Origin of the sequence: Vibrio sp. J1-1 (assembly GCF_021728395.1) — a bacterium.
Classification (GTDB): domain Bacteria; phylum Pseudomonadota; class Gammaproteobacteria; order Enterobacterales; family Vibrionaceae; genus Vibrio.
Map to the genome: position 1 here is coordinate 47,787 of NZ_JAKKCM010000004.1, position 20,682 is coordinate 68,468.

Annotated in this window: 24 protein-coding genes; 8 read left to right on the top strand and 16 right to left on the bottom strand. The window is 43.4% G+C overall.

From position 1 onward, the window contains the following. Positions 1–43: 43 nt before the first annotated feature. The 5 genes from cobC to L3V31_RS07445 are packed head-to-tail and all read right to left on the bottom strand — an operon-like array spanning position 44 to position 3,676. Positions 44–661 (bottom strand): alpha-ribazole phosphatase, encoded by a 618-nt coding sequence (gene cobC, locus L3V31_RS07425; RefSeq protein WP_237315455.1) that lies wholly within the window; start codon positions 659–661, stop codon positions 44–46. Between the two features lie 11 nt (positions 662–672). After that, positions 673–1,206 carry a bifunctional adenosylcobinamide kinase/adenosylcobinamide-phosphate guanylyltransferase gene (cobU, locus tag L3V31_RS07430; RefSeq protein WP_237315456.1) on the bottom strand — a complete coding sequence of 178 codons (534 nt, stop codon included), beginning with the start codon at positions 1,204–1,206 and terminating at the stop codon, positions 673–675. Further along, on the bottom strand, positions 1,203–2,003 hold the full coding sequence (locus L3V31_RS07435) for an adenosylcobinamide-GDP ribazoletransferase (protein WP_237315457.1): 801 nt from the start codon (positions 2,001–2,003) through the stop codon (positions 1,203–1,205). The genes cobU and L3V31_RS07435 overlap by 4 nt, the downstream gene beginning before the upstream one ends. Next, positions 2,003–3,046 (bottom strand): nicotinate-nucleotide--dimethylbenzimidazole phosphoribosyltransferase, encoded by a 1,044-nt coding sequence (cobT, locus tag L3V31_RS07440; RefSeq protein ID WP_237315458.1) that lies wholly within the window; start codon positions 3,044–3,046, stop codon positions 2,003–2,005. The genes L3V31_RS07435 and cobT overlap by 1 nt, the downstream gene beginning before the upstream one ends. 18 nt (positions 3,047–3,064) lie before the next feature. Then, positions 3,065–3,676 carry a flavin reductase family protein gene (locus L3V31_RS07445; protein WP_237315459.1) on the bottom strand — a complete coding sequence of 204 codons (612 nt, stop codon included), beginning with the start codon at positions 3,674–3,676 and terminating at the stop codon, positions 3,065–3,067. Between the two features lie 286 nt (positions 3,677–3,962). Between L3V31_RS07445 and L3V31_RS07450 the strand changes: the two genes are divergently transcribed. Together L3V31_RS07450 and L3V31_RS07455 are read left to right on the top strand one after the other, a co-directional pair. Next, positions 3,963–4,652 carry an NAD(P)H-binding protein gene (locus L3V31_RS07450; RefSeq protein ID WP_237315460.1) on the top strand — a complete coding sequence of 230 codons (690 nt, stop codon included), beginning with the start codon at positions 3,963–3,965 and terminating at the stop codon, positions 4,650–4,652. Positions 4,653–4,838: 186 nt separating this feature from the next. Continuing rightward, on the top strand, positions 4,839–6,218 hold the full coding sequence (locus L3V31_RS07455) for an L-cystine transporter (RefSeq protein WP_237315461.1): 1,380 nt from the start codon (positions 4,839–4,841) through the stop codon (positions 6,216–6,218). Between the two features lie 139 nt (positions 6,219–6,357). Here L3V31_RS07455 and L3V31_RS07460 read toward each other — a convergent pair whose 3' ends face one another. The 9 genes from L3V31_RS07460 to L3V31_RS07500 form a co-directional block, all read right to left on the bottom strand. After that, on the bottom strand, positions 6,358–6,621 hold the full coding sequence (locus L3V31_RS07460; RefSeq protein WP_237315462.1) for a hypothetical protein: 264 nt from the start codon (positions 6,619–6,621) through the stop codon (positions 6,358–6,360). 216 nt (positions 6,622–6,837) lie between these two features. Next, the gene (locus tag L3V31_RS07465) at positions 6,838–7,311 is read right to left on the bottom strand and encodes a GNAT family N-acetyltransferase (protein WP_237315463.1); all 474 of its coding nucleotides are present in this window, start codon (positions 7,309–7,311) and stop codon (positions 6,838–6,840) included. A 183-nt stretch (positions 7,312–7,494) separates the two neighbouring features. Then, complete coding sequence (locus L3V31_RS07470) at positions 7,495–8,109, bottom strand: hypothetical protein (RefSeq protein WP_237315464.1); 615 nt, start codon at positions 8,107–8,109, stop codon at positions 7,495–7,497. Positions 8,110–8,139: 30 nt separating this feature from the next. Next, a complete protein-coding gene (locus tag L3V31_RS07475) occupies positions 8,140–8,685 on the bottom strand; it encodes a shikimate kinase (protein WP_237315465.1) in 546 nt (181 codons plus the stop codon). A 480-nt stretch (positions 8,686–9,165) separates the two neighbouring features. Next, a complete protein-coding gene (locus L3V31_RS07480) occupies positions 9,166–9,447 on the bottom strand; it encodes a hypothetical protein (protein WP_237315466.1) in 282 nt (93 codons plus the stop codon). A gap of 141 nt (positions 9,448–9,588) precedes the next feature. Next, entirely contained in the window at positions 9,589–10,158 is a 570-nt protein-coding gene (locus L3V31_RS07485) for a hypothetical protein (RefSeq protein ID WP_237315467.1), read from the bottom strand. A 101-nt stretch (positions 10,159–10,259) separates the two neighbouring features. Then, positions 10,260–10,592 (bottom strand): hypothetical protein, encoded by a 333-nt coding sequence (locus L3V31_RS07490; RefSeq protein ID WP_237315468.1) that lies wholly within the window; start codon positions 10,590–10,592, stop codon positions 10,260–10,262. A gap of 105 nt (positions 10,593–10,697) precedes the next feature. Then, on the bottom strand, positions 10,698–12,002 hold the full coding sequence (locus L3V31_RS07495) for an SIR2 family protein (RefSeq protein WP_237315469.1): 1,305 nt from the start codon (positions 12,000–12,002) through the stop codon (positions 10,698–10,700). A gap of 412 nt (positions 12,003–12,414) precedes the next feature. Then, positions 12,415–12,801: a hypothetical protein gene (locus L3V31_RS07500; RefSeq protein ID WP_237315470.1), complete on the bottom strand. Its 387-nt coding sequence runs from the start codon at positions 12,799–12,801 to the stop codon at positions 12,415–12,417. A gap of 299 nt (positions 12,802–13,100) precedes the next feature. Here L3V31_RS07500 and sbcB point away from each other — a divergent pair, with 299 nt between their 5' ends. From sbcB to purT, 5 genes are all read left to right on the top strand, one after another. Beyond that, positions 13,101–14,522 (top strand): exodeoxyribonuclease I, encoded by a 1,422-nt coding sequence (sbcB, locus tag L3V31_RS07505; protein ID WP_237315471.1) that lies wholly within the window; start codon positions 13,101–13,103, stop codon positions 14,520–14,522. Positions 14,523–14,580: 58 nt separating this feature from the next. Then, entirely contained in the window at positions 14,581–14,955 is a 375-nt protein-coding gene (locus tag L3V31_RS07510; RefSeq protein ID WP_237315472.1) for a CidA/LrgA family protein, read from the top strand. A gap of 1 nt (position 14,956) precedes the next feature. Further along, positions 14,957–15,634 (top strand): CidB/LrgB family autolysis modulator, encoded by a 678-nt coding sequence (locus L3V31_RS07515; protein WP_237315473.1) that lies wholly within the window; start codon positions 14,957–14,959, stop codon positions 15,632–15,634. Between the two features lie 344 nt (positions 15,635–15,978). After that, positions 15,979–16,866, top strand: a complete 888-nt coding sequence (gene cdd, locus L3V31_RS07520) for a cytidine deaminase (protein ID WP_237315474.1) — start codon at positions 15,979–15,981, stop codon at positions 16,864–16,866. A 147-nt stretch (positions 16,867–17,013) separates the two neighbouring features. Then, a complete protein-coding gene (purT, locus tag L3V31_RS07525) occupies positions 17,014–18,189 on the top strand; it encodes a formate-dependent phosphoribosylglycinamide formyltransferase (protein WP_237315475.1) in 1,176 nt (391 codons plus the stop codon). Positions 18,190–18,270: 81 nt separating this feature from the next. Here the strand turns inward: purT and L3V31_RS07530 are convergent, their stop codons facing one another. After that, positions 18,271–18,921 (bottom strand): thiopurine S-methyltransferase, encoded by a 651-nt coding sequence (locus L3V31_RS07530; protein WP_237315476.1) that lies wholly within the window; start codon positions 18,919–18,921, stop codon positions 18,271–18,273. Between the two features lie 315 nt (positions 18,922–19,236). Here L3V31_RS07530 and L3V31_RS07535 point away from each other — a divergent pair, with 315 nt between their 5' ends. Beyond that, positions 19,237–20,010 (top strand): RelA/SpoT domain-containing protein, encoded by a 774-nt coding sequence (locus L3V31_RS07535; RefSeq protein ID WP_237315477.1) that lies wholly within the window; start codon positions 19,237–19,239, stop codon positions 20,008–20,010. 116 nt (positions 20,011–20,126) lie between these two features. Here L3V31_RS07535 and ihfA read toward each other — a convergent pair whose 3' ends face one another. After that, positions 20,127–20,423 (bottom strand): integration host factor subunit alpha, encoded by a 297-nt coding sequence (gene ihfA, locus L3V31_RS07540; protein WP_005462650.1) that lies wholly within the window; start codon positions 20,421–20,423, stop codon positions 20,127–20,129. Between the last annotated feature and the right edge of the window lie 259 nt (positions 20,424–20,682).

Consider the following 20,682-nt stretch of genomic DNA (forward strand, 5'->3'; position numbering starts at 1 on the left):
TTCAGTTGCAAAGTGATAGAATTGACCTCTTCCGTGACTTCTACTATCTATGCTCAATCAACGGCACACCTATCGAACGAACGGAGGCGTAGATTTGGTCATCAATAGTTATTGTTATATGTGTAACTGACGCATTGCCAATCGCTAACGTTGAGTACCAACGAGGGTTGCGCCAATCAACGTCTAAAATATGAGCGAGAATCATTCTAATAACGCCACCATGCGTGACAATGAGCAGGTTGTCATTGATATCATTGACAATTTGAGACCAAACACTAGTTACACGCTGCGAAAATGCGTTAAGGCTCTCAGCATTGGGTAAGGTGTGCTGCGACGGAGATTGCCAGAAGGATTCAAGCTTTTTCCATTTATCGCTCAACATATCGAACGGTACACCATCGAAGTCGCCAAAATTCATTTCTTGCAGTTCAGAATTTTCACTCACAGGTAGCATTTGCTGCTCAGCGATGATTTGTGCCAAGTCACTGCAGCGGGAAAGTGAAGACGTAATAATACCACTGACTTCACGCCCCTGCTCTTCCCAAGCCTGAGCAATGATTTGCTGCTCGGACTCTTTCACCTTTAAATCAGACTGACCGTGCAACCCGGGAGCGGCATCCACTTTGCCGTGACGCATGAGATAGATATTAAGCGTTTTCATGTTGTTGAGCCCTATGCTTTGAGTACGAGCGGTAAGCCAGCAGCAACAAATGAAACTCGCTGGCATACTTGTGCAAGCTGTTGGTTCATTCGTCCGGCATTATCGACGAAATAGCGGCTAATTGCGCCAAGTGGGACGATGCCCATCCCGACTTCATTAGAGACAAAGATCAACGTCGCTTGTGAGTTAGACACCGCTTCTACCAGTTTATGAATTTCTGCTTCTAACTTTTCATTTGAGCATTCGTCACCCAGCTCGAAAATCCAGTTGTTCAGCCACAGTGTCAGGCAATCAATCAAAACGACATCATCGTGATTAAAGCTTAATAGCAATTCAGAAAGATGCAGCGTACATTCGTGTTCCTGCCACCCTTCTCCGCGCTGTTTTTGATGGTGATGAATCCGATCTCGCATCTCATCATCAAACGGTAATGCCGTCGCGACGTAATGTAAGCAAGCGTGTTGATCATCAGCAGCCTGCCTCGCGGTTTGTTCTGCTAACTTGGATTTTCCGGAGCGTGCTCCACCTAATATTAGTTGCTTCATGATGTGTGATAAAAGGCAATGAGAGTAAGATAAACCAGCAGTTCAGATAACTGCTGTGCAGCTCCTAAGCAATCGCCGGTAAAACCGCCGATCCGCTTGGTTAGCCAACGTTTAAAGCCAATGCGAAATAGCGTCAGAACCAACATAATCCATACCGCTTGGGTAACACCCAGCAAAAGGGAAACAACCCCACCAGTAAAGAGCAGAATCGACACTTCTAATGACGACTGTTTGTTGGCAAGGGGCTTACTCTTTGAGGTATCACTGTCGCTGACATACGGCATGTCGTAAATGAGCGTAGCTGCCAGAGCACGGCTGGCGGTGTATGCGACAACAATCATCAACAAAAATGTTGGCTCATTAACCAGCTCACCCCAAAAGACAAACTTCGACAATAAGGCCATCACCAAGGTTACAGCGCCATAAGTGCCAATGCGGCTGTCCTTCATGATAGACAGTCGTCTGTCTACGGTCATACCGCCGCCGATACCATCCGCCATATCGGTTAAACCGTCTTCATGAAATGCGCCCGTCAGCAACAGACTAAATACCATGGTTAAAACGATAGAGACGGGCTCAGGAAAAACCAAACTCAAAAGCTCAAAAGTCGCTGCGCACAGTACGCCTAACACAACACCAACCAGCGCAAAGTAGCGCCCGGCTTGGTTCATTCGGCTTTCACTATAAGGCAAGTTTTCAGGAACAGGTAAGCGACTAAAGAAACTCACCGCTAACAGGAAAAGCTCCCATTGATAACGCCAGTTACCTGTCTTTGCTTCATGAGGTGTTTCTGACACTAAACGGTTACTCCCGCGCTCTCGAAGCTCGCCATGTTGTTGTAAAACTGTGCTGCCGCTTTCACTAACGGTAAAGCCAGTGCCGCACCTGTGCCTTCACCCAAACGCAAACCAAGGTCCAGTAGAGGTTCTGCTTGCAAATATTCCAGAACAAACTTATGTCCGGCTTCTTCAGAGCAGTGAGCAAACAACATGTAGTCTCTGGTCTCCTCGTCCAGCAGTGTAGCTATGTAGGCTGCGACAGAAACAATAAAGCCGTCGACTAATACTGGTGTTTTAAGACGTTTTGCTTCCAGAAATGCGCCCACCATTTGTACAATTTCAAATCCGCCTACTTGGGCTAATACTTCTTTCGGATTAAGGTCATGACAACGTGCCACGCCGTGAGCGACGGCTTTTATTTTGTGGTTCAACTGTTGTTGATTGATACCAGTCCCCAATCCGACACAATGATCCACTTCAAGTGGGCTAAGTGCGGTTAACAACGCAGACGCGGAACTGGTGTTACCTATCCCCATCTCACCGAACATAAGCAGATTGGAGCCAGACAAAATGGCTTGCTCTGCTACTTTCGCGCCATATTCCAAACCAAGCGCCACTTGTTCTAAAGACATCGCGGTTTGTTTTGAAAAGTTCGCGGTACCGTTGCCTAGGCGTTTCTCTATCAGGTTCGGATGCGATTTAAACTCAGGTACCAGCGTATCTATCGGTGATAACATGCCGCAATCAATCACTTTAAACTCAATTTGGTTTAGATCGCAAAAGCAGTTTATTGCCGCACCGCCAGCTAAAAAGTTGGCCACCATTTGTTGAGTGACGGCGCTTGGCGCAATGCTTACGCCCTCTTCAGCAACACCGTGATCGCCAGCAAATACCAGCATGGTTGGCTGACGAATGGTAATCTGTTCTACCGCTGCGTTTTGATCCTGACTTTGTATCAATGCCAACTCCAATGCGACTTTTTCGAGAAGTCCTAAAGAGCCGACTGGTTTGGTTTTATTATCAATACGCGCTTGAATATCAGCGGCGAAAGTGCGGTCCATGTGTTTGGTTCCTTTTATTTATTGGGGGCGAGCAATTGAGAAAGTCTTGTCTAAAGTAGCGTATTCACTTCCGCCTAAACGAGAGAGTGGGTCAACGGCTAATGCGTCCACTTTCAACCGGTCGCCTTGCGTTGTTATCACTTTCTCATCTACGTAAATGTGTTCAATTTCAGCGAAAATTAAGCTCTGAGGGGTTTCACCCATCTCAATGACTTCATGCAATTTACAACCAAATGCAATAGGCGCGTCTTTTAATCTAGGCAGTTCAAATCCACTGAACCCGACCGTTTCCAGATTTGTCAAAGCTAATTCTGATTGTCCGTGATCTAAAACGGCAGAAGAGTCGGTGACCTTTTGTGCCAATTCACTGGAAGCAATGTGAATGACCAGTTTTCCCGTCTCTAATACATTACGAGCCGTGTCCTTTACTTCGCCATTTGGCTTCTTACCCACGGACAGCATCAGCAAGGGAGGACGGCTAGAAACCGCAGTGAAATATGAAAATGGCGCTAGGTTGTAATTCTCTTCGCCAGAATCCGTTAACACCCAAGCAATCGGTCGAGGAATAACCGTCTGCGTCATTAAGTGATATACCTGCGTCGGAGCGAGTGTGCTTACATCTACATTCATTTTTCTTCCTTGATTCGCGTGTGCCAAAATAATATCGCAAATTCAAACGATAAAGAGAAACAGTGTACCTTTCTCTAAGGGTAATTCACCTACTTTCTCCTTAATACGAAAACTTTTCACCAAATAATGTCGATTTGTTCTGAAAAGCGGGAATACGGCGTTCAGAAATGCCTGAATTATTCGCCAACTAATTGTGTTGCCATTCTCAGTCCACGTAAAAGCTGGGTATAAGTTATTGAAATCGGCTACAATTAGTTCACGCTTGCTGCCATAGAGGAGAAGAGGCATGAGTAACAATACCTGTGTGATCATTGCTGGAGCCTCTGGCTTAGTTGGCAGCAAAGTGTTGACACAATTGGTTTCCCAACCGGGTATCCATACCCTATATTCACTTTCCAGACGCCCTCTTACCGGTATATCGGATCCTGAGCAAAAAATCGTTGCGATGATAGACGCCGATCTTTCTATTCTGAATTGGGACGAGCAACACCTGACCCCGGAAATCGGCTTTATCTGTTTAGGAACAACGCTCAAACAAGCAGGCAGTAAGGAGAACTTACGCAAGGTAGACGTAGACCTAGTCACAAACGTTGCCAGGCAAATGAAGATGATCGGTGTGAAGCGAATCGCTGTTGTTTCTAGTCTTGGTGCTAACGTTAAATCGCCCTCTCATTACCTAGCTTGCAAAGGCCAGATGGAACAAAACATTGAAGAGATGGGGTTTGAAGAGGTCGTCTTCGTCCGTCCGGGACCACTTGTCGGCCAGCGCGCTCAGTCGAGAAGCGACGAGAAAATCGTCCAATGGATTTTCCGAGTGATTCGTCCATTCATGTTGGGGAAACTATCTAACTTTATTCCGATTGATGCTGAAGTGGTCGCCAAAGCAATGATTTTTCAGGTTTTTAGTTATCAAGAAGACTCAGTGATTTATTTACAACGCAGAGAAATGCTCGATTTATTGCAACACTACGACTAGCCAGAACTGCAATCAATGCGTACCGAGCAATTATCTAATGGATAACTTACGCCAAAATATATTCCATTTAGATATATCTAATGCCCGTTAATCATTTTAAAAGTTATATGTTGAAAGTTATCTTACTGCCCCTTTATCACCCCGTATACAACCCTCAGCATATTGACTGAGTACTAAGGTAAGAGTATGAATTTTGCAGTAATTGCCTCACTTGCAGTCTTTGTTGGCATATTATTCTTTCTTTTTAACCAGCAACAAAAACAAAACACACTTTCTCGTCTCGTTTTAATTGGTCTTGTCACAGGTTCACTTTTCGGCCTTGCACTTCAACTGTTCCACGGGGAAGGCAGCAACGCTATTTCTGAAACCCTTTCTTGGGTTGCCATCGTTGGTAGTGGTTATGTTGGTCTGCTGAAAATGGTGATCATGCCACTTGTGTTGGTATCGATGATCTCAGCGGTTGTGAAACTGGAAAAAGGCGGCTCACTGGGTAAGATTTCTGGCCTGACAATTTCAGTCCTACTTATCACAACGGCTATCTCTGCGTTGATTGGTATTTTCGTCACATCTGCGTTTGGTCTGTCGGCAGAAGGTCTTACTGAAGGTGCTCGCGAGACGGCTCGCATTGCGGTATTGGAAAGCCGTGCTGGCTCGGTAAGCGACCTGACGATCCCACAAATGCTGGTTAGCTTTATTCCAACTAACCCATTTGCCGATCTAACTGGCGCGCGCTCAACTTCTATTATTGCTGTTGTTATCTTTGGTGTTCTAACTGGTATTGCCGCACGTAAGGTAATGGTGGAAAAAGCGGAATTAGAAACACCAATCCGCACTTTCGTCGAAGCGGCGCAATCTATCGTAATGCGCTTGGTTAAGATGATCATGGCTCTGACACCATACGGCATCGCAGCGTTAATGACCAAAGTAGTAGCGACATCAAGCGCAGGGGATATTTTAAATCTGCTTGGGTTTATCGTTGCGTCATACGTTGCGATTGCATTGATGTTTGTTGTACACGGTATCCTTGTTTCTTTTGTTGGCGTTAGCCCAGCTGAATACTTCAAGAAAATTTGGCCTGTACTGACGTTTGCCTTCACTTCACGTAGCTCAGCAGCAACGATTCCTCTGAACGTAGAAGCGCAAATCACTAAGCTGAACGTACCACCAGCTATTGCGAACCTTTCTGCATCATTTGGTGCAACGATTGGTCAAAATGGTTGTGCAGGTATTTACCCAGCAATGCTAGCGGTGATGGTTGCACCAACAATGGGTATTAACCCACTAGAGTTCAACTTTATCCTGTCACTGATTGCTATTATCACGATCAGCTCGTTTGGTATCGCGGGTGTTGGCGGCGGCGCAACCTTTGCTGCTCTAATCGTGCTTCCTGCTATGGGCTTGCCTGTGACTATCGCAGCGCTGCTTATCTCTATCGAACCATTAATCGATATGGCGCGCACCGCACTCAACGTTTCAGGTGCAATGACGGCAGGTACAATCACAAGCCGACTATTGAAATCAACTCAGACTGATGCTGACGCCAAGCCAGAAGAAGCAAAAGCGTAAACTACAAATTGTACTAAAGTAGTTCAGCACCAATATCCAGCCGATGGTTCGCCATCGGCTTTTTCATATCTACTAATTTACATTATCTATATTAGATAGAAACCAACCTCATAGCCTTAATGCTTGATATGTACTGTGTTCATTGAGGACGGTCTTGTGGATGTGTTCTATACCAAGCTTCCAATAACTCTTCACCGTAAATGATTTCCGTCTGCATATGCATGTAAAACAGAAACACGGCCAAAATAAAACTTATCCCGCTTAGCCAGAGCTGTGCCTTCTTTCGCTGTCTATCGTAAAAATACACACTGACACCAACAAGCAAGAACGGATAGACGACTATTAATACTAAAAGCCAACCCAAGTAGGCCGATATTGCCATCTCTGTAAGTCCGCCAGTCATTCAGTTCACCAAATCAATCATAAAAAACATGGTGCATACTAAACTAAGAGCACTAAATACTGACGGAGTAACCAAAGAAACTCGACTCACTTCATATCGTTGTGCCAATAGACGAGTTATTCAGGAGCCACGCAATACATAGCTACATTGTCTCGGGATAACTCAGCCAATGTGAATCCAACCCGTTTAAGTTTATAGCCCTTATTGAGTCGACTGCTAGGCGATATTTCTTTGCATTATATGTTGGGGACCCGCTGGACCGCTTAAATACAATTTTTCGGTATCTTCAAAGCCACATTTGGAATAACAATAATAAGCAGCTTTGTTGCGACAATTGACGGTTAGCTGAAGAACGGAAAAATCTGGATAATGTGAGCGAACGTAGTCAGGCAATAGCTTTATTGCTTGGGTCGCAATACCCTTTCCTTGAGAGCGATGGTCAACCAAAAGAGAGCGTATCCCCAACGCTTTACCACTGCTGAAGTTATACGTTTCTGAATAAGATAAATCCAGAATAAAGAAGCCAACCGCTTTGTTATTTTCAACGATCAAATGAGGATGTTCGTGCTGCTGCAAAGCCCGAATCACTTCGTCTACATTGCTCACCGTGAATTCAGCCTGTTCCTGCTTTACACTCAGGAACCCTACTTCTGACTTCCATTTATCACTGTATTTTTCAATCGATATCATCTTTCCCTCGATGTTTACATGCCCATCATTTTGAACCAGTGTGTTGTACCGACAATAATCGATATTGCTACATAAATTAATAAGAACGCGGAATATACGGATGATCTCAGATCAAACCTGTTGTGCGGTATAAACTTAAACTCAATTAGACCAAACTTGCCAAGTGTTGGGAATCACTCTTAACTACTTATTCGCAGCGTGTCTGATGCATGCTTGTTTATAGTTGTTGTTGATAAACCAAACCGACACCATGATTAAACCTACGTGCAAGGGCCAACCCAACACCAGTGTGTAGCCCACCAATTCTGACTCAGAAACTGAAGTGATACTTAGCAGAAAAACACTCTTACAGAGATAGCTCAATACCCAAACCCCGTTGACTTTTTGCCACGTCATCAAACTTGGAATACCCATTGATTCCCTACTTTCCTTTAAGGCTGGAGTCGTTATTTCTGCGACCAGCATAGGAATAGGCTTTTTAAGCAACGAAAAAACCAAAAAGACACTCGCCGTGCTAAGCGACCCCATTGCTAACTTTAGCACCACGGCTTCCACTAGAAGCGCCCTAGGAACGAAAGAAGCGATGGTCAATTCAACCATGCCTGACAAAGCAAAGGCTAATGCAATCACTCCCAACTCTTTGCGAAACAGAATGGTGAGGAAGCTATATATTGAGGTGACGACCACTGCCGAGATTAAACCAAGATATTGATAAACTAATAAATACAAAATTGATGGCAGCAAAATAGTCAGAAACGAGTCACGACTTGCGACTAAACGATAGATGACTTGAAACACAGTGACTCCATTATTAATTGCATACTCCGCTTAAACACTTGGTAATGTGCGAAAATCATTGATATATGCCTTTGCTTCTCGTGGGCTTGAGAGACGAACAAATTGAATATGGCTATGGTTTGGGCTTGAGAACATTTCCTGATAACGAATCCGATTCCTTTTGTACGTTTTCAATGTCCAAAGAATGACTGAGTCTTTGCTAAAAAACGACTTTTTGAACGATTCAACATTCCCTGTTTTGTGCCAAAGTTCTTGCTTGGTTAGAGAACGGATGAAAGCCCTTTTTACCGCCTGATAAATCGTTCTAGAAAACGAATAATCGATCCAAATAACCGTATCAACCTTTGCCCATTTTATTGGCGCAGTACGATTGTAGTTGCCATCAAGGACCCAATGCTCTTCCCTCAACTGTGCTTCAAGAGTAGCAAAAAATTCGTCATCGGATGACTCTTGCCAGTTAGGTTTCCAGAACATAGCGTCCATTTCCAGATAAGGATAATTCAGCTTATCCGCCAGCATACGACCGAATGTACTTTTCCCACTGCCACTCGTTCCAACCACGTTTATTCTCTTCATCACCTTCCCTGTTTTCATACTCCAGTACAGGCCGATTGTTAATCGGTTTAAATCCCTTTCCCTTCACTATCATGCCGCCTTTCATTCTAAAACTGAACTTAGAATCAGTGAGTTAGCAATCCATAAGACTAATTAGATTGATAAAACCTACGAGTCACAACAAAAAACTAACGCTTGAGTGACGATACGGTTAACGAACTCGCTTGCAGAGAAGTTGAAACCCACCGCAAGAAAATAACTGCTATTTAGGCATTCGCCATGATTAACTAACGGCCGACCATGACAGAACTTAAGAAACTTTATGCAATGAATTACTCGTGCTTGAATCCATCACCGCTGCGTTGGATACGCGCAGCAACCCAGACTTAACCCACTGTGCCATAAACGCGTACCAGAATTGCCAAGCGTTGGGAATCGGCCGTAAACGCTTTGGTATATTTATAGAACGACTAAACCAAATTGACCGATGCTCAAAAGCCTTTAAATCCGAGAAACGCCCTCTACTTCGGTAACACTACTCGCATTGGCTCGCTCTATCACTTTTAATATCACCGTCTGAATACTCTCGTCTTCACGCACGTCCTGCTTGGACGAGAATTTTTGACATTGCGGCTCTGCTCCCTCTTCAAGCACGAACTTAATGACAACTTCTGTTGCTAATTCTGGCTTTTCACCAAAATACTCGATAGAAACTAGTGGGTAACCTTTAAAACCTTTGCCAACCTGCTTTGCTATCCGCTTCTTTGCTTTGTCTATGTTCACTTTTAACCCTTACATGGTATGAACTTCAAAAAATATAACGCCACATTAAGTTGTGAGAAATGCTGCCACCAAACCTAATCCATTGCACAGTAACACGAAACCCAACCTTAAACTTAAAATGCCAAGCGTTACAAATCTACCTTAAACACTTTGTGATGGTGCATTTCTGATTGACTCTAGGTAACTAATTAGATTTGGATAAAACTGAATCAAGATGTCTTTAACTTGTTCAATTGTGTAATTTTCATCATGGTATCGAATGAATATTCCATTTTCTACCGATGTAAAACAATAATCATAGTGATTAAGAATCTTTGCTTCCGTACCGATAGACTTAATACCAGAGGACTCTTTCCATTTATAGTGTTTTGTTGCATTCGTTGTATGCCAACATATACGGATACTATTCAAAATATGTCGAACAGCGCCTTGGTGTTGGTTAGGAAGGCAGGTTTTATCTTCAATCCAATCCTCTGACACAAGAGGCAAACCTGTATCAGACTTACCTTTCATTGTGTTTTTAAAGTTGGCATCCATTTGCTCATCATAGTGCTCGCAAATCCACTCAGTTAATACTGCTGCTGTAACCACAAAATTAAAAAAATCGTTTTTATTTGGGATAGAAACAATCTTTTCAGCTTCGAACAGCAGCTTATCAAGTAATTCTAAAGGTTCTTGAATTACGTAATTTATTCCTGAATTAGCAGACATTCGTCCTCCATACTCAAATTGCACCATAACGCAGCGTTAAGTAGTGAGTAACACCACCAACATAAACATTTACGCCTTGTTATGAATCAACCACTTACAACTCACATATTTATATATGATATTTCGCGCTCCGGACGCTGTGATGATTTACCACAAAGCTTACACTTAAAAACTTCTTCATATTTTATATAGCCAACAGATAACATTATCTGAGGTGGGAAAGTGCATTGGCATAGTTTATAACCCAATGCTTGAGCGATTTGAGCTTCAGCCAGTTTAGTGGCCTTAGCTGCCTCCTCCAAAGATTTCTCTATTACTTCTTTATCTCGTGATTCTGGTAACACATCTTTAGTTTTATTGACCAAACCAATCGTATCAGAAAGCAAAGAAATACCTACTTTCACACCCTGCATTGCTGTGGTTATATCATCCATATTACTCTCCTGATTCATAACGCCGCATTAAGGTGTGAGCGGCGCTTGGCTATACTTGAGCGAAGCGAAACCGCCAAGCGTTGCGAATCACTCTTAAATGCTTTGTTATGCAGCTTTTACGACTTTGTGCGCATCTGGCCAACTTGAATTTGCAAGAATATACGCCCGAACTAATGCTCGATTATGAGATGTCATTGATGCCCAACTACGTTGCCAAACTTTGTAGGCGTGCCATGAGTACCCTACATAAAGTTCTTCTCGCATGGTATGCATTGATCGCAATACTGTTTCTAAGTAAATATCTTTCAAAGGCGTTGCACCGATATCCAGAATGCTGCCTAGATGTACTAACCACTTAGCAAGTTGCTCGTATTGCTCCCATGCTCCTGATTCACCCGTCAGCTCTCTTTTTACCTTAATGACATTAGCAAGCAACGATATTACCTTTTCATTTACCAACGATAAGCCCGATGCATTTATAGAAGCAATTATCTCAAAGAATGAGTTTTCGATTTTAATGTATTCTTTAGTAAAGGAGTGGCTACGAAACAGTACATTTTTTAAGTTATCAAGACTTGCTTCATGTTTACCTTTAACTTTTGGCAATTCATCATTTAGTAGTTCAAAAAATGTTTTAGTTTCCATGCTGTCTATAACACGAATGCCGAAACAGTAGGAATAGTAATCTTTCAAGTACTGGGAAACTGGCGATCGAGATACAAATATAACACTGGAGCCAATAGCGTGATCACTCGTGAATTTTTTATAGTCATTCATGATTGATTTTAAGTTCGTATCTCCTAGTGAGTAACCTAAAATAACAACTGTATTTTCATGAAGGACTGTACTCAACTTGCGTGAAAAGTAAGACTCTGCATGGAAAAACCTGAAGTAGTCTTCTGAGGTAATTACCATATCTTCAGGTGCATCTACGGAGCCGTGCACATGATAAACTTTCACTTTGGATTTCGATCTAGGAATAGGAAGACCGGGTGCAAAGGATTGAACATCACCGCCACACAATGATTCAGCTAACTTGTCATAGTTAGTCGTTACTATACGAAATGACCGCTCAGTAAAAAACTCAATAATACTCTCGTTGCCATCAGCTGATGGAGCTACTTTACTTATTAAAGCTGCCGTTTCTTTGTGTATGTCCTTACCCACCTTCTGTAGTTCAATCGCAATAACTTGGGCTGTTTCTTCTAAACTTAAAGGCATTTCTTTTCCTTCAGGAAAGAGTGAAGCCTTTATTTCATCCTTAGTTGTAAGTAGCTCACACAAGCTTTCAAGTAACCCTTGCCAACTCGGTGCTCGATTTCCTGTAACTGCCTTGGAGAAACCTGTTCCTGTAAAGAAACACAATCGATCTGATTCTGCCGCATAGGCAATTTCATAAAAATAACTCACTATTACTACCTTTGTTATTATTTCTGCTCTGCTGCATAACGCTAATTAGGCGGCTTAAATCCGTCTTTTCTTCCATTATCATGCCGCTACTCATTGATAGCTTCAAAGCATAATCAGTGAGTTAGTGATCTGTAAAACTAATTGTTCAGCAACAGCACACTAACTCACAGCTACTTTTTCATATTCCGGCTCTTTTTGTTCTTGAGCAAACAGCGCTTATGAGAACTTTTCATATGTTTCTTTTTGTTCTGACCGCCAATCATGCTTGTTATAAATTGCCATTGCGCATACCAGCCCATGCCCGAGCATTTTTTCGGTAACGTGCGGCATAATGCCGAGTTCTGACCAAGTGGTAGAAATACTACGGCGGAAATCATAAGCTCGTCAGTAAGCTCTTAGCTACTTGTCTTTATTAACGCTTTGCGAAAATGCCGACGAGCAAGGAAATTAGCGCGATTGGCATCAGAGTGATGAAAACAATAAAACCAGAACCTAACGGACCATTGAAAAGCACAATAAGAGAAAATGGTAAAATTAAAACTAAGCTCAGAGTTGTATAAGACTGGAAAATGCCTCTAGACATGATTGACAGGCTGGAACCAGAAGGAGCTAGCGCATGCATGAACGCGGAAAATACCGTTATCCCAGAGAGAATCAGTAACCCACCTAACGCATCTTCAACGTCTTTTGCATCTGGGTAAACAATTATTAAGCTAAGACAAAGGTGGACAATTCCGATGATAATAAAGCTCTTCCGTTGTGATAACTTTTCCTTTTCTGATTTTTTATCATCAGTCATTCAGGTCACCTAAATTCGAAAATTAGAGTTAGAAATTATAGTTACTGGATAAACACTCAACTTAAAAGCTGCTCCTACCCTAGCATTTATTCGCTGAGCGGAATTCGTGGGTTCGCCAGTGAGGCAGGTTCAGGTTACCGCGTAACCGTCCAAATTACGCTCAGAATAGTTGCGTAAATATCAAGCCGATGGACACTTATGTGCTTTTTCATATTCACAAATTTACGTTGCATCTTTCGTTGCGAGTTAAGGCATTGAATGGTCTAATACTCTTATCGGTTCCGTAAACGGTAAGCAGAATGCACCAAGATAATCAGCCCACTTTTTTCTTCTTTGACTACGAGACTTGGGGTACAAACCCTGCAAAAGATCGACCGAGTCAATTCGCTGGTGTTCGCACAGATGAAAATTTCAATATCATCGGCGAGCCTTTAGTTATGTATTGCCAGCCACCTGCTGATTATCTTCCTTCTCCTGAAGCTGCTTTAATTACAGGTATTACTCCTCAGAAAGCCGTTCAGGAAGGTCTGCCTGAGCCTGAGTTCATCGCCAAAATTCATGCCGAGCTTTCCAAGCCAAACACCACGAGCTTGGGTTACAACAGTATTCGTTTTGATGATGAAGTCACGCGTTACACCTGTTACCGCAACTTTATTGATCCATACGCGTGGAGTTGGCAGAACGGCAATTCGCGTTGGGATTTGCTTGATGTTCTACGCGCTTGTCATGCCCTTCGACCAGAAGGGGTTGAGTGGCCAGAAAATGAAGATGGGTTTACCAGCTTCAAGCTCGAACATCTGTCTGTTGCCAACGGTATTGAACACAGTAATGCGCACGATGCAATGGCGGACGTTATCGCAACGATTGAGATGGCGAAGAAAGTTAAAGCTGCTCAACCTAAGTTGTTTGAGTATTTCTTCTCGATGCGTCAAAAGCGTAAGCTGAATGAGCTGGTTGATATCGTGAATATGACGCCTCTGATGCACGTTTCTGGCATGTTGGGGCGCGAGTGTCAGTACACCAGTTGGATTGTGCCTGTAGCCTGGCACCCGACGAACAGCAACGCGGTTATCACTATTGATTTAGCGAAAGATCCGCAACCAATTCTCGAGCTTTCTGCGGAAGAACTGCATGAAAGGTTATACACCAAGCGAGAAGACCTCGGTGATTTATTGCCTGTGCCAGTAAAGCTTGTGCATCTCAACAAGTGCCCTATTCTGGCGCCAGCGAAAACACTGACGGCTGAAAACGCAGAGTCCATTGGCATTGATCGTCAACAATGCTTGAACAATCTGGCTCTGTTACGTCAGCATCCAGAGATTCGTGAAAAGCTGATCAGCCTGTTTTCTGTTGAGCGCACATTTGAAAAAAGTGATGATGTGGATACTCAACTGTACGATGGTTTCTTCTCTCCAGCGGATCGCGCAGCGATGGATATTATTCGTGAGACCGACCCGAATAATCTGGCGGCTCTGGATATTGAATTCGATGACAAACGCATTAAACCACTGCTGTTCCGTTACCGTGCTCGAAATTTCACTGGTACGCTCGATGAACAAGAACAAAGACGTTGGGCACAGCACTGCCGTGAAGTGTTTGAAAGCCAAATCGAAGAGTATATGCTGAATTTAGAAAACTTAGTTCACGAACATGAAAGTGACGAAAAGAAAATAGCACTATTAAAATCCGTATATCGTTACGTAGAGAGCCTAGCCTCTTAATTTCTTACTTAATCAAGGGCACCTTATGGTGCACTTGTCGTTTTTATATGCTGCCCAAATGATAAAAGATCGATTATTACAACTGACCCAATTGCTCGTTTCCGTTTTTCTCATCATGGGAGCACTTGGGATTGGAGTTACTATCCAAAGGTTCACAGACACTTCCGTTCCAGGCAGTGTTATCGGCATGATCCTGTTATTCCTTGCTATGGTAACTGGCCTTGTCAAAGTCGAGTGGGTAAAGACCGGCGCAACTCTATTTATTCGTTACATGATTTTGTTGTTCGTGCCAATTAGTGTTGGCCTGATGCAGCATTTCGACATGCTCTTTGCCAATGCACTTCCTATTCTTGCAAGTGCGGTCGGCGGTACATTGATCGTGTTAGTGAGTCTCGCATGGCTACTGGATTATCTGCTTAAGGAGAAACACTAATATGTGGATATTTGTCACTATTGTCGTTTTCCTTGTTGCACGTGAAATTGCAAAAAAAGCGAACCACCCACTTGTGAACCCGCTGCTTATCAGTATTGCGGTCATCATACCCTTGTTGATCTATTTGAACGTACCTTTCGATACTTACTACGCCGACAACGAAGTGTTTAGTTTCCTACTACAACCTGCCGTTGTGGCTCTCGCTTACCCGCTATATGAGCAGCTTCCTCAAATCAGGGCAAACTGGCGAATCATTACCTTCGCTTGTGTTCTGGGCAGTGTGATGTCGATGATGACCACGACCCTAATCGCCGTTGCATTTCACACCGAGCTAAGTTTGATCGCGAGTTTGGTCGGTAAATCAGTGACCACCCCTATTGCGATGGAAATCTCCAGCCACCTTGGTGGCGAAGCGGCGGTTGCCGCGATCCTGGTTCTTCTTGTTGGCTTGCTGGGCGCAATTGTGGCTTACCCAATCTACAACCTTATCGGGATTAAGCATCCTATTGCCCGAGGTTTAACAATGGGTACCGTATCGCACGCACTTGGTACCGCGACGTGCGTAGAAAAGCAGCCAGCAGACGCGGCATTCTCTTCTCTGGCGTTAGTGTTGTGCGGCATTATTACGTCGGTTCTGGCACCAAGCTTTTTTGCTTTGGCTGTCTGGCTGTATCAATAAGAAACGGTTTACGGCCTGTCTATCTTAGGGCAGGTCTTCCCCTTATTCGTTCTTCTACTCTCTTTTACTCTCTTTCCACAAATTGAAACCCGTTCGCAACCTGACAAACTCTTGTGGATGTAATAGAAGCGACACTCAAATCCCCATTACTTGTCGATATGAGTATGAGTTAATATATTTAAGAGATCGAAGTAACATTCAACACCTGTGCAATCGAATACATGTGTGACTTCACTCTAACTATGTAACGTGAATTTTAATTGCATTAATTTATGCGATCCAAAGCACAGTACATTTCTCCACTTTGCATAGAATATCTGTCCATGCAATAACAAGGATTCAACATGAAAAGTCGCATTGAACAAGCGCTAGCAAGCGCACCTGAAGCACTTTCAAACCAACTTGCTCCTATCGTCCTAGCCGACGATTTTGATGCTACTCTTTCAGCACAGCAGTTCGAGCAGTTGCTGTCAGCTACCGCTCTATCTGACAAAGAGCTGCGTGTTGCTCTACTTCCTGTTGCCGCTGCTTATTCTTACGCACCTATTTCTGAGTTCTATGTTGGCGCAATTGTTCGCGGACTTTCTGGCCGTCTCTACTTCGGTGCAAACATGGAGTTCCTTGGTGTTCAGCTGGGTCAAACTGTTCACGCAGAACAATCTGCAATCAGTCATGCTTGGATGAAGGGCGAACGTGGTCTTAAAGACATCACGATTAACTTTAGCCCTTGTGGCCACTGTCGTCAGTTCATGAACGAACTGTCCACAGCGAAAGAGTTAAAAGTCCAATTGCCGGAGCGTGAAGAAAAAACGTTACATGAATATCTACCTGAATCATTTGGCCCTGCCGATCTGGGTATCAAATCGGGCTTAATGGCAGAAGTTAGGCATCAGTTTGAATGTGATGATAACGATGTGTTAATTCAAAAAGCCGTCGATGCGATGAATATGAGTCATGCCCCTTACACCAATAACCTTAGTGGATTGGCGTTAGAGCTTGCTGATGGCCGCATTTTCCAAGGTGCTTACGCAGAGAATGCGGCGTTTAATCCGAGCCTTCCTCCTCTTCAAGTTGCTTTGATTCAGGTACTACTGGCGGGTGAACCGTTCGAAAATATTAAAGCTGCGGCGTTAGTGGAAAACTCGCAAGGTAAGATCAGTCATCTTGCTGATACACAATCAACGTTAGAAGCGTTGAATCCCGACATTCCACTTAGTTTTGTTAACGTGTAATTCACATAATGATGTCGATGAAAGCTCTACATGATGTAGAGCTTTTTTATTAGCAAAAAACCATACGCAAACGTTTGCTTTGCGATAAAAATTCAGTATGATCCCCTGCAAATTCTGTCTCATCACTTTATTTTGTAAGGGAACGATATGTTCGGTACTGCAACCAGCGCAAACGCTACTCGTGTATTACTTTTAGGCTCAGGCGAGCTTGGCAAAGAAGTCGCGATTGAATGCCAACGACTAGGTCTGGAAGTCATCGCGTGTGACCGTTATGCGGATGCACCGGCGATGCAAGTCGCTCACCGCAGCTACGTGCTTGATATGTTGGATGGTCAAGCATTAGAAGAGATCATCAATAAAGAGCAACCGGCTTACGTTGTTCCAGAGATTGAAGCTATCGCGACCGATAAACTGGTTGAGCTAGAAGAGAAAGGTCTGAATGTCGTTCCAACAGCAAAGGCGACTAAGCTGACAATGAACCGTGAAGGTATTCGTCGTTTAGCTGCAGAAGAGCTTGAACTCACCACCTCCCCTTACCGATTTGCAGACAACTACAATGATTTCAAAGCAGCCGTAGAATTTGTTGGTATCCCTTGCGTGGTTAAGCCAGTGATGAGTTCATCGGGTAAAGGCCAGAGCGTCATTAAAACAGAAGCCGATATTGAAAAAGCATGGAACTACGCGCAAGAAGGTGGCCGTACAGGTGCTGGTCGTGTCATTGTTGAAGGCTTCATCGACTTTGATTACGAGATCACTTTGCTCACCGTACGTGCGGTTGACGGCGTGCACTTCTGCGCACCAATCGGTCACCGTCAAGAAGATGGTGACTACCGCGAGTCTTGGCAGCCTCAAGTGATGTCAGAAAACGCCATAAAAGCAGCGGAGTACGCAGCGGAAAAAGTAGTGAATGCACTTGGTGGCTACGGGATTTTTGGTGTCGAGTTATTTGTGAAAGGCGATAAAGTCATCTTCAACGAAGTTTCTCCTCGTCCACATGATACGGGTATGGTAACGCTTATTTCTCAGGAAATGTCTGAGTTTGCACTGCACGTGCGCGCGTTTACTGGTATGCCAATCAATCAAATCGTTCAATATGGTCCTTCTGCATCAGCAGTGATTCTCGGTCAAGGTACTTCAACAAACATTCGTTTTGATAATGTGTCTGAAGCAGTAGCACAACCACAGACTCAAGTTCGCCTGTTTGGTAAACCAGAAATCGACGGTCGCCGCCGCTTAGGTGTTGTGCTTACTCGTCGAAACAGTACAGAAGAGTCCGTTCAAGATGCCGTAGCAAGTGCATCAAAGGTAAACATCGTTTACTAAGCTATCTTTCATTAACAAAAAAGCGCAGCTATATTAGCTGCGCTTTTTACTTTTTCTATGCACGGAACACGGCATTTAGCATCAAATCGTTTCAATTAAGTACACTTCTTCAGAGAAACGGCTCAGGCCTTGCTTAGCAATTTTTGGGTGCTCCTCATCCGCTTCGTCCACACTGAGGCAAGTTACTTTGTAACCCGAGAACAGCTGTTCAATCTCATTTACTGGTACGCTAAATGGAGGACCGGACATCTCCTCCTGAGGGTAATTGAGTGTCACAAGCAGAATTCGGCCACCTGGCTTAAGTAGCTGTTTCAAACGCTCTGCATATTCTTCTCGCATCTCTTGTGGCAGTGCAACCAATGCCGCTCGGTCGTAAATAATATCGACTTGAGAAACTGGTGCCGTGAAAAAGTCTCCGGAGTAAATAGAGAGCTCATCAAACTGATACAGCTCATGTGTACCACTTATTGGCGTAACAGTTGGGGTATAGAAGTGCTCTGCAAAGAAAGCTCGCACCGCAATTTGACTTAATTCAACACCACTCACTTCATCATGCTTGGTCGCCAACCAGACAAGATCTTCAGACTTACCACAAAGCGGAACCAACACGGTGTCTTCGCGTTTAGGGTTGGTGTGGTGCCAATACTGAGGCAGTAATGGATTTACATCTTCCAAATGGAATCCGATTTTGTTGCTGGCCCACTTATTGTGCCAAAATTCTGGGTCTCTCATTTTACTTTCTACTTATCGGCTGAAGTTCGTTTTGTGGAGTAAGACTAATGATTTTTTCGAATTTGTCTATGCCGTTCATCTTTCGTTAATCCTCAAGTGCTACGATGCATTCACGGTATACGAAATAATGCTGACGTTTAATTAACAGAATAATGAAAATACAAATAGTGGTCTAACGCATAATTCCACTGTAAACATGAGAGTTAACCTTGGAATGTTTCAAAAGATCCCCATTTATTAATAACAACCTGATTTGCAAATCTTAGCGACTTCTTTGTCCTCATTTTCTAAGTGTAAGCAAGTTAAGGAGAGTGAATGAGCTTATTTTTACGTACAGCAGCATTGATGCTTTTGGTACTAAGCCGTGCACCTGCATTAGCCGCAATCCCTGTTGCGCCAAGTAGTGAACAGAATCGTTCTACAAGCCAAAACGAGGTTTGTTCAAAACTATTCAAACATAGCCTAAGCGGTTTATATGGCATTCAAAATATCGACTCAAATCCAACTCAGCCATACTCTGATTTTGATATTCTTTACACCAAAGCACACCAAGCTCAGTTCGAACTTGAAACCATCTGTAAAAGTACCGCCCTTCTCAACGACGCCCAACCTTACTTCGCTGGCGTAAAATCCAAACAACGTGCCGAGGAAAAAGTTGCTTACGAACTGGATGGTCAGGTTGAACGCATCACCGACCTTGCGCGTGCGACGATAGTTGCGGAAGACGTGGCAAGTTTGGTCTCAATCTATGAAACACTAGAGCGCGAAACAACGATCGTTAAAGTGAAAAACAGATTTAAAAAGCCGGGACCTTCGGGTTATCGAGATTTAAACTTACTGGTTCGTTTACCGAAAACAAACCTCATTGCAGAAGTTCAGATCCATTTGAAAGCGATTGCGGATGTGAAAAGTGGTCCAGAGCATGACCTTTATGAAAAAATCCAAAAGCTTGAACGTCAGGCAATGGCAGAAAACCGCCCAATGACTGAATTTGAAACGGCAGCGATTCGAAGTATGCGCAGCCAAGCCAAGAACTTATACCAGCACGCTTGGCAACCATATTTAACGACACACCTAGAAGCTGCATAAAAACATCTTCTCTAAAAGTAACAAACCACCGCTATGCGGTGGTTTTCTTTTGCATGCCGACACTAAAATGCACACACAACAAAAGACCACGACCAAGCGTGATCTATTTGGTTAACTTACTGTTCTTTTTTAAGATTTTCTACGCGAGCTTTTAATTTCTGACCCGGGCGGAAAGTCACTACACGTCGAGCAGTAATTGGAATATCTTCACCAGTTTTCGGGTTACGACCAGGTCGTTCATTCTTGTCACGAAGATCAAAATTACCAAAACCTGACAGTTTTACCTGTTCGCCACTTTCTAGTGCCTTGCGAATTTCTTCAAAGAACACTTCCACCGTTTCCTTGGCGTCCCGCTTACTAAATCCCAATTTATCAAACAGGTTTTCCGCCAGTTCGGCTTTTGTGAGCGCCATAAAACTTTCCTCAAAGCTATGTTAAACAATGCTACTTAGTGTAGCGCCAGAGCAGTTTTACCCTACCAATTCAAGAACATATCGGGGTTACATCAGGAAGTGTATGACAAGCTTATGATTTTCGCCAACTTTTTTCTTTGCGAATAAATGGAATATGGCTGTATAAATTATTGTTAAATACCAACATTTTAACATTTTTTATTTAGAGAGTTCTTAAATACAAAACCCAACCAGTCGATTCAGCCAGTATAATGATTAA

What these genes read in the sequence shown, in the direction of transcription:
- cobC (WP_237315455.1), bottom strand. Translation starts at nt 661, where the DNA reads ATGAAAACGCTTAATATCTATCTCATGCGTCACGGCAAAGTGGATGCC.
- cobU (WP_237315456.1), bottom strand. Translation starts at nt 1,206, where the DNA reads ATGAAGCAACTAATATTAGGTGGAGCACGCTCCGGAAAATCCAAGTTA.
- cobT (WP_237315458.1), bottom strand. Translation starts at nt 3,046, where the DNA reads ATGGACCGCACTTTCGCCGCTGATATTCAAGCGCGTATTGATAATAAA.
- L3V31_RS07445 (WP_237315459.1), bottom strand. Translation starts at nt 3,676, where the DNA reads ATGAATGTAGATGTAAGCACACTCGCTCCGACGCAGGTATATCACTTA.
- L3V31_RS07450 (WP_237315460.1), top strand. Translation starts at nt 3,963, where the DNA reads ATGAGTAACAATACCTGTGTGATCATTGCTGGAGCCTCTGGCTTAGTT.
- L3V31_RS07455 (WP_237315461.1), top strand. Translation starts at nt 4,839, where the DNA reads ATGAATTTTGCAGTAATTGCCTCACTTGCAGTCTTTGTTGGCATATTA.
- L3V31_RS07460 (WP_237315462.1), bottom strand. Translation starts at nt 6,621, where the DNA reads ATGACTGGCGGACTTACAGAGATGGCAATATCGGCCTACTTGGGTTGG.
- L3V31_RS07465 (WP_237315463.1), bottom strand. Translation starts at nt 7,311, where the DNA reads ATGATATCGATTGAAAAATACAGTGATAAATGGAAGTCAGAAGTAGGG.
- L3V31_RS07475 (WP_237315465.1), bottom strand. Translation starts at nt 8,685, where the DNA reads ATGAAGAGAATAAACGTGGTTGGAACGAGTGGCAGTGGGAAAAGTACA.
- L3V31_RS07485 (WP_237315467.1), bottom strand. Translation starts at nt 10,158, where the DNA reads ATGTCTGCTAATTCAGGAATAAATTACGTAATTCAAGAACCTTTAGAA.
- L3V31_RS07490 (WP_237315468.1), bottom strand. Translation starts at nt 10,592, where the DNA reads ATGGATGATATAACCACAGCAATGCAGGGTGTGAAAGTAGGTATTTCT.
- L3V31_RS07500 (WP_237315470.1), bottom strand. Translation starts at nt 12,801, where the DNA reads ATGACTGATGATAAAAAATCAGAAAAGGAAAAGTTATCACAACGGAAG.
- sbcB (WP_237315471.1), top strand. Translation starts at nt 13,101, where the DNA reads ATGCACCAAGATAATCAGCCCACTTTTTTCTTCTTTGACTACGAGACT.
- L3V31_RS07510 (WP_237315472.1), top strand. Translation starts at nt 14,581, where the DNA reads ATGATAAAAGATCGATTATTACAACTGACCCAATTGCTCGTTTCCGTT.
- L3V31_RS07515 (WP_237315473.1), top strand. Translation starts at nt 14,957, where the DNA reads ATGTGGATATTTGTCACTATTGTCGTTTTCCTTGTTGCACGTGAAATT.
- cdd (WP_237315474.1), top strand. Translation starts at nt 15,979, where the DNA reads ATGAAAAGTCGCATTGAACAAGCGCTAGCAAGCGCACCTGAAGCACTT.
- purT (WP_237315475.1), top strand. Translation starts at nt 17,014, where the DNA reads ATGTTCGGTACTGCAACCAGCGCAAACGCTACTCGTGTATTACTTTTA.
- L3V31_RS07530 (WP_237315476.1), bottom strand. Translation starts at nt 18,921, where the DNA reads ATGAGAGACCCAGAATTTTGGCACAATAAGTGGGCCAGCAACAAAATC.
- L3V31_RS07535 (WP_237315477.1), top strand. Translation starts at nt 19,237, where the DNA reads ATGAGCTTATTTTTACGTACAGCAGCATTGATGCTTTTGGTACTAAGC.
- ihfA (WP_005462650.1), bottom strand. Translation starts at nt 20,423, where the DNA reads ATGGCGCTCACAAAAGCCGAACTGGCGGAAAACCTGTTTGATAAATTG.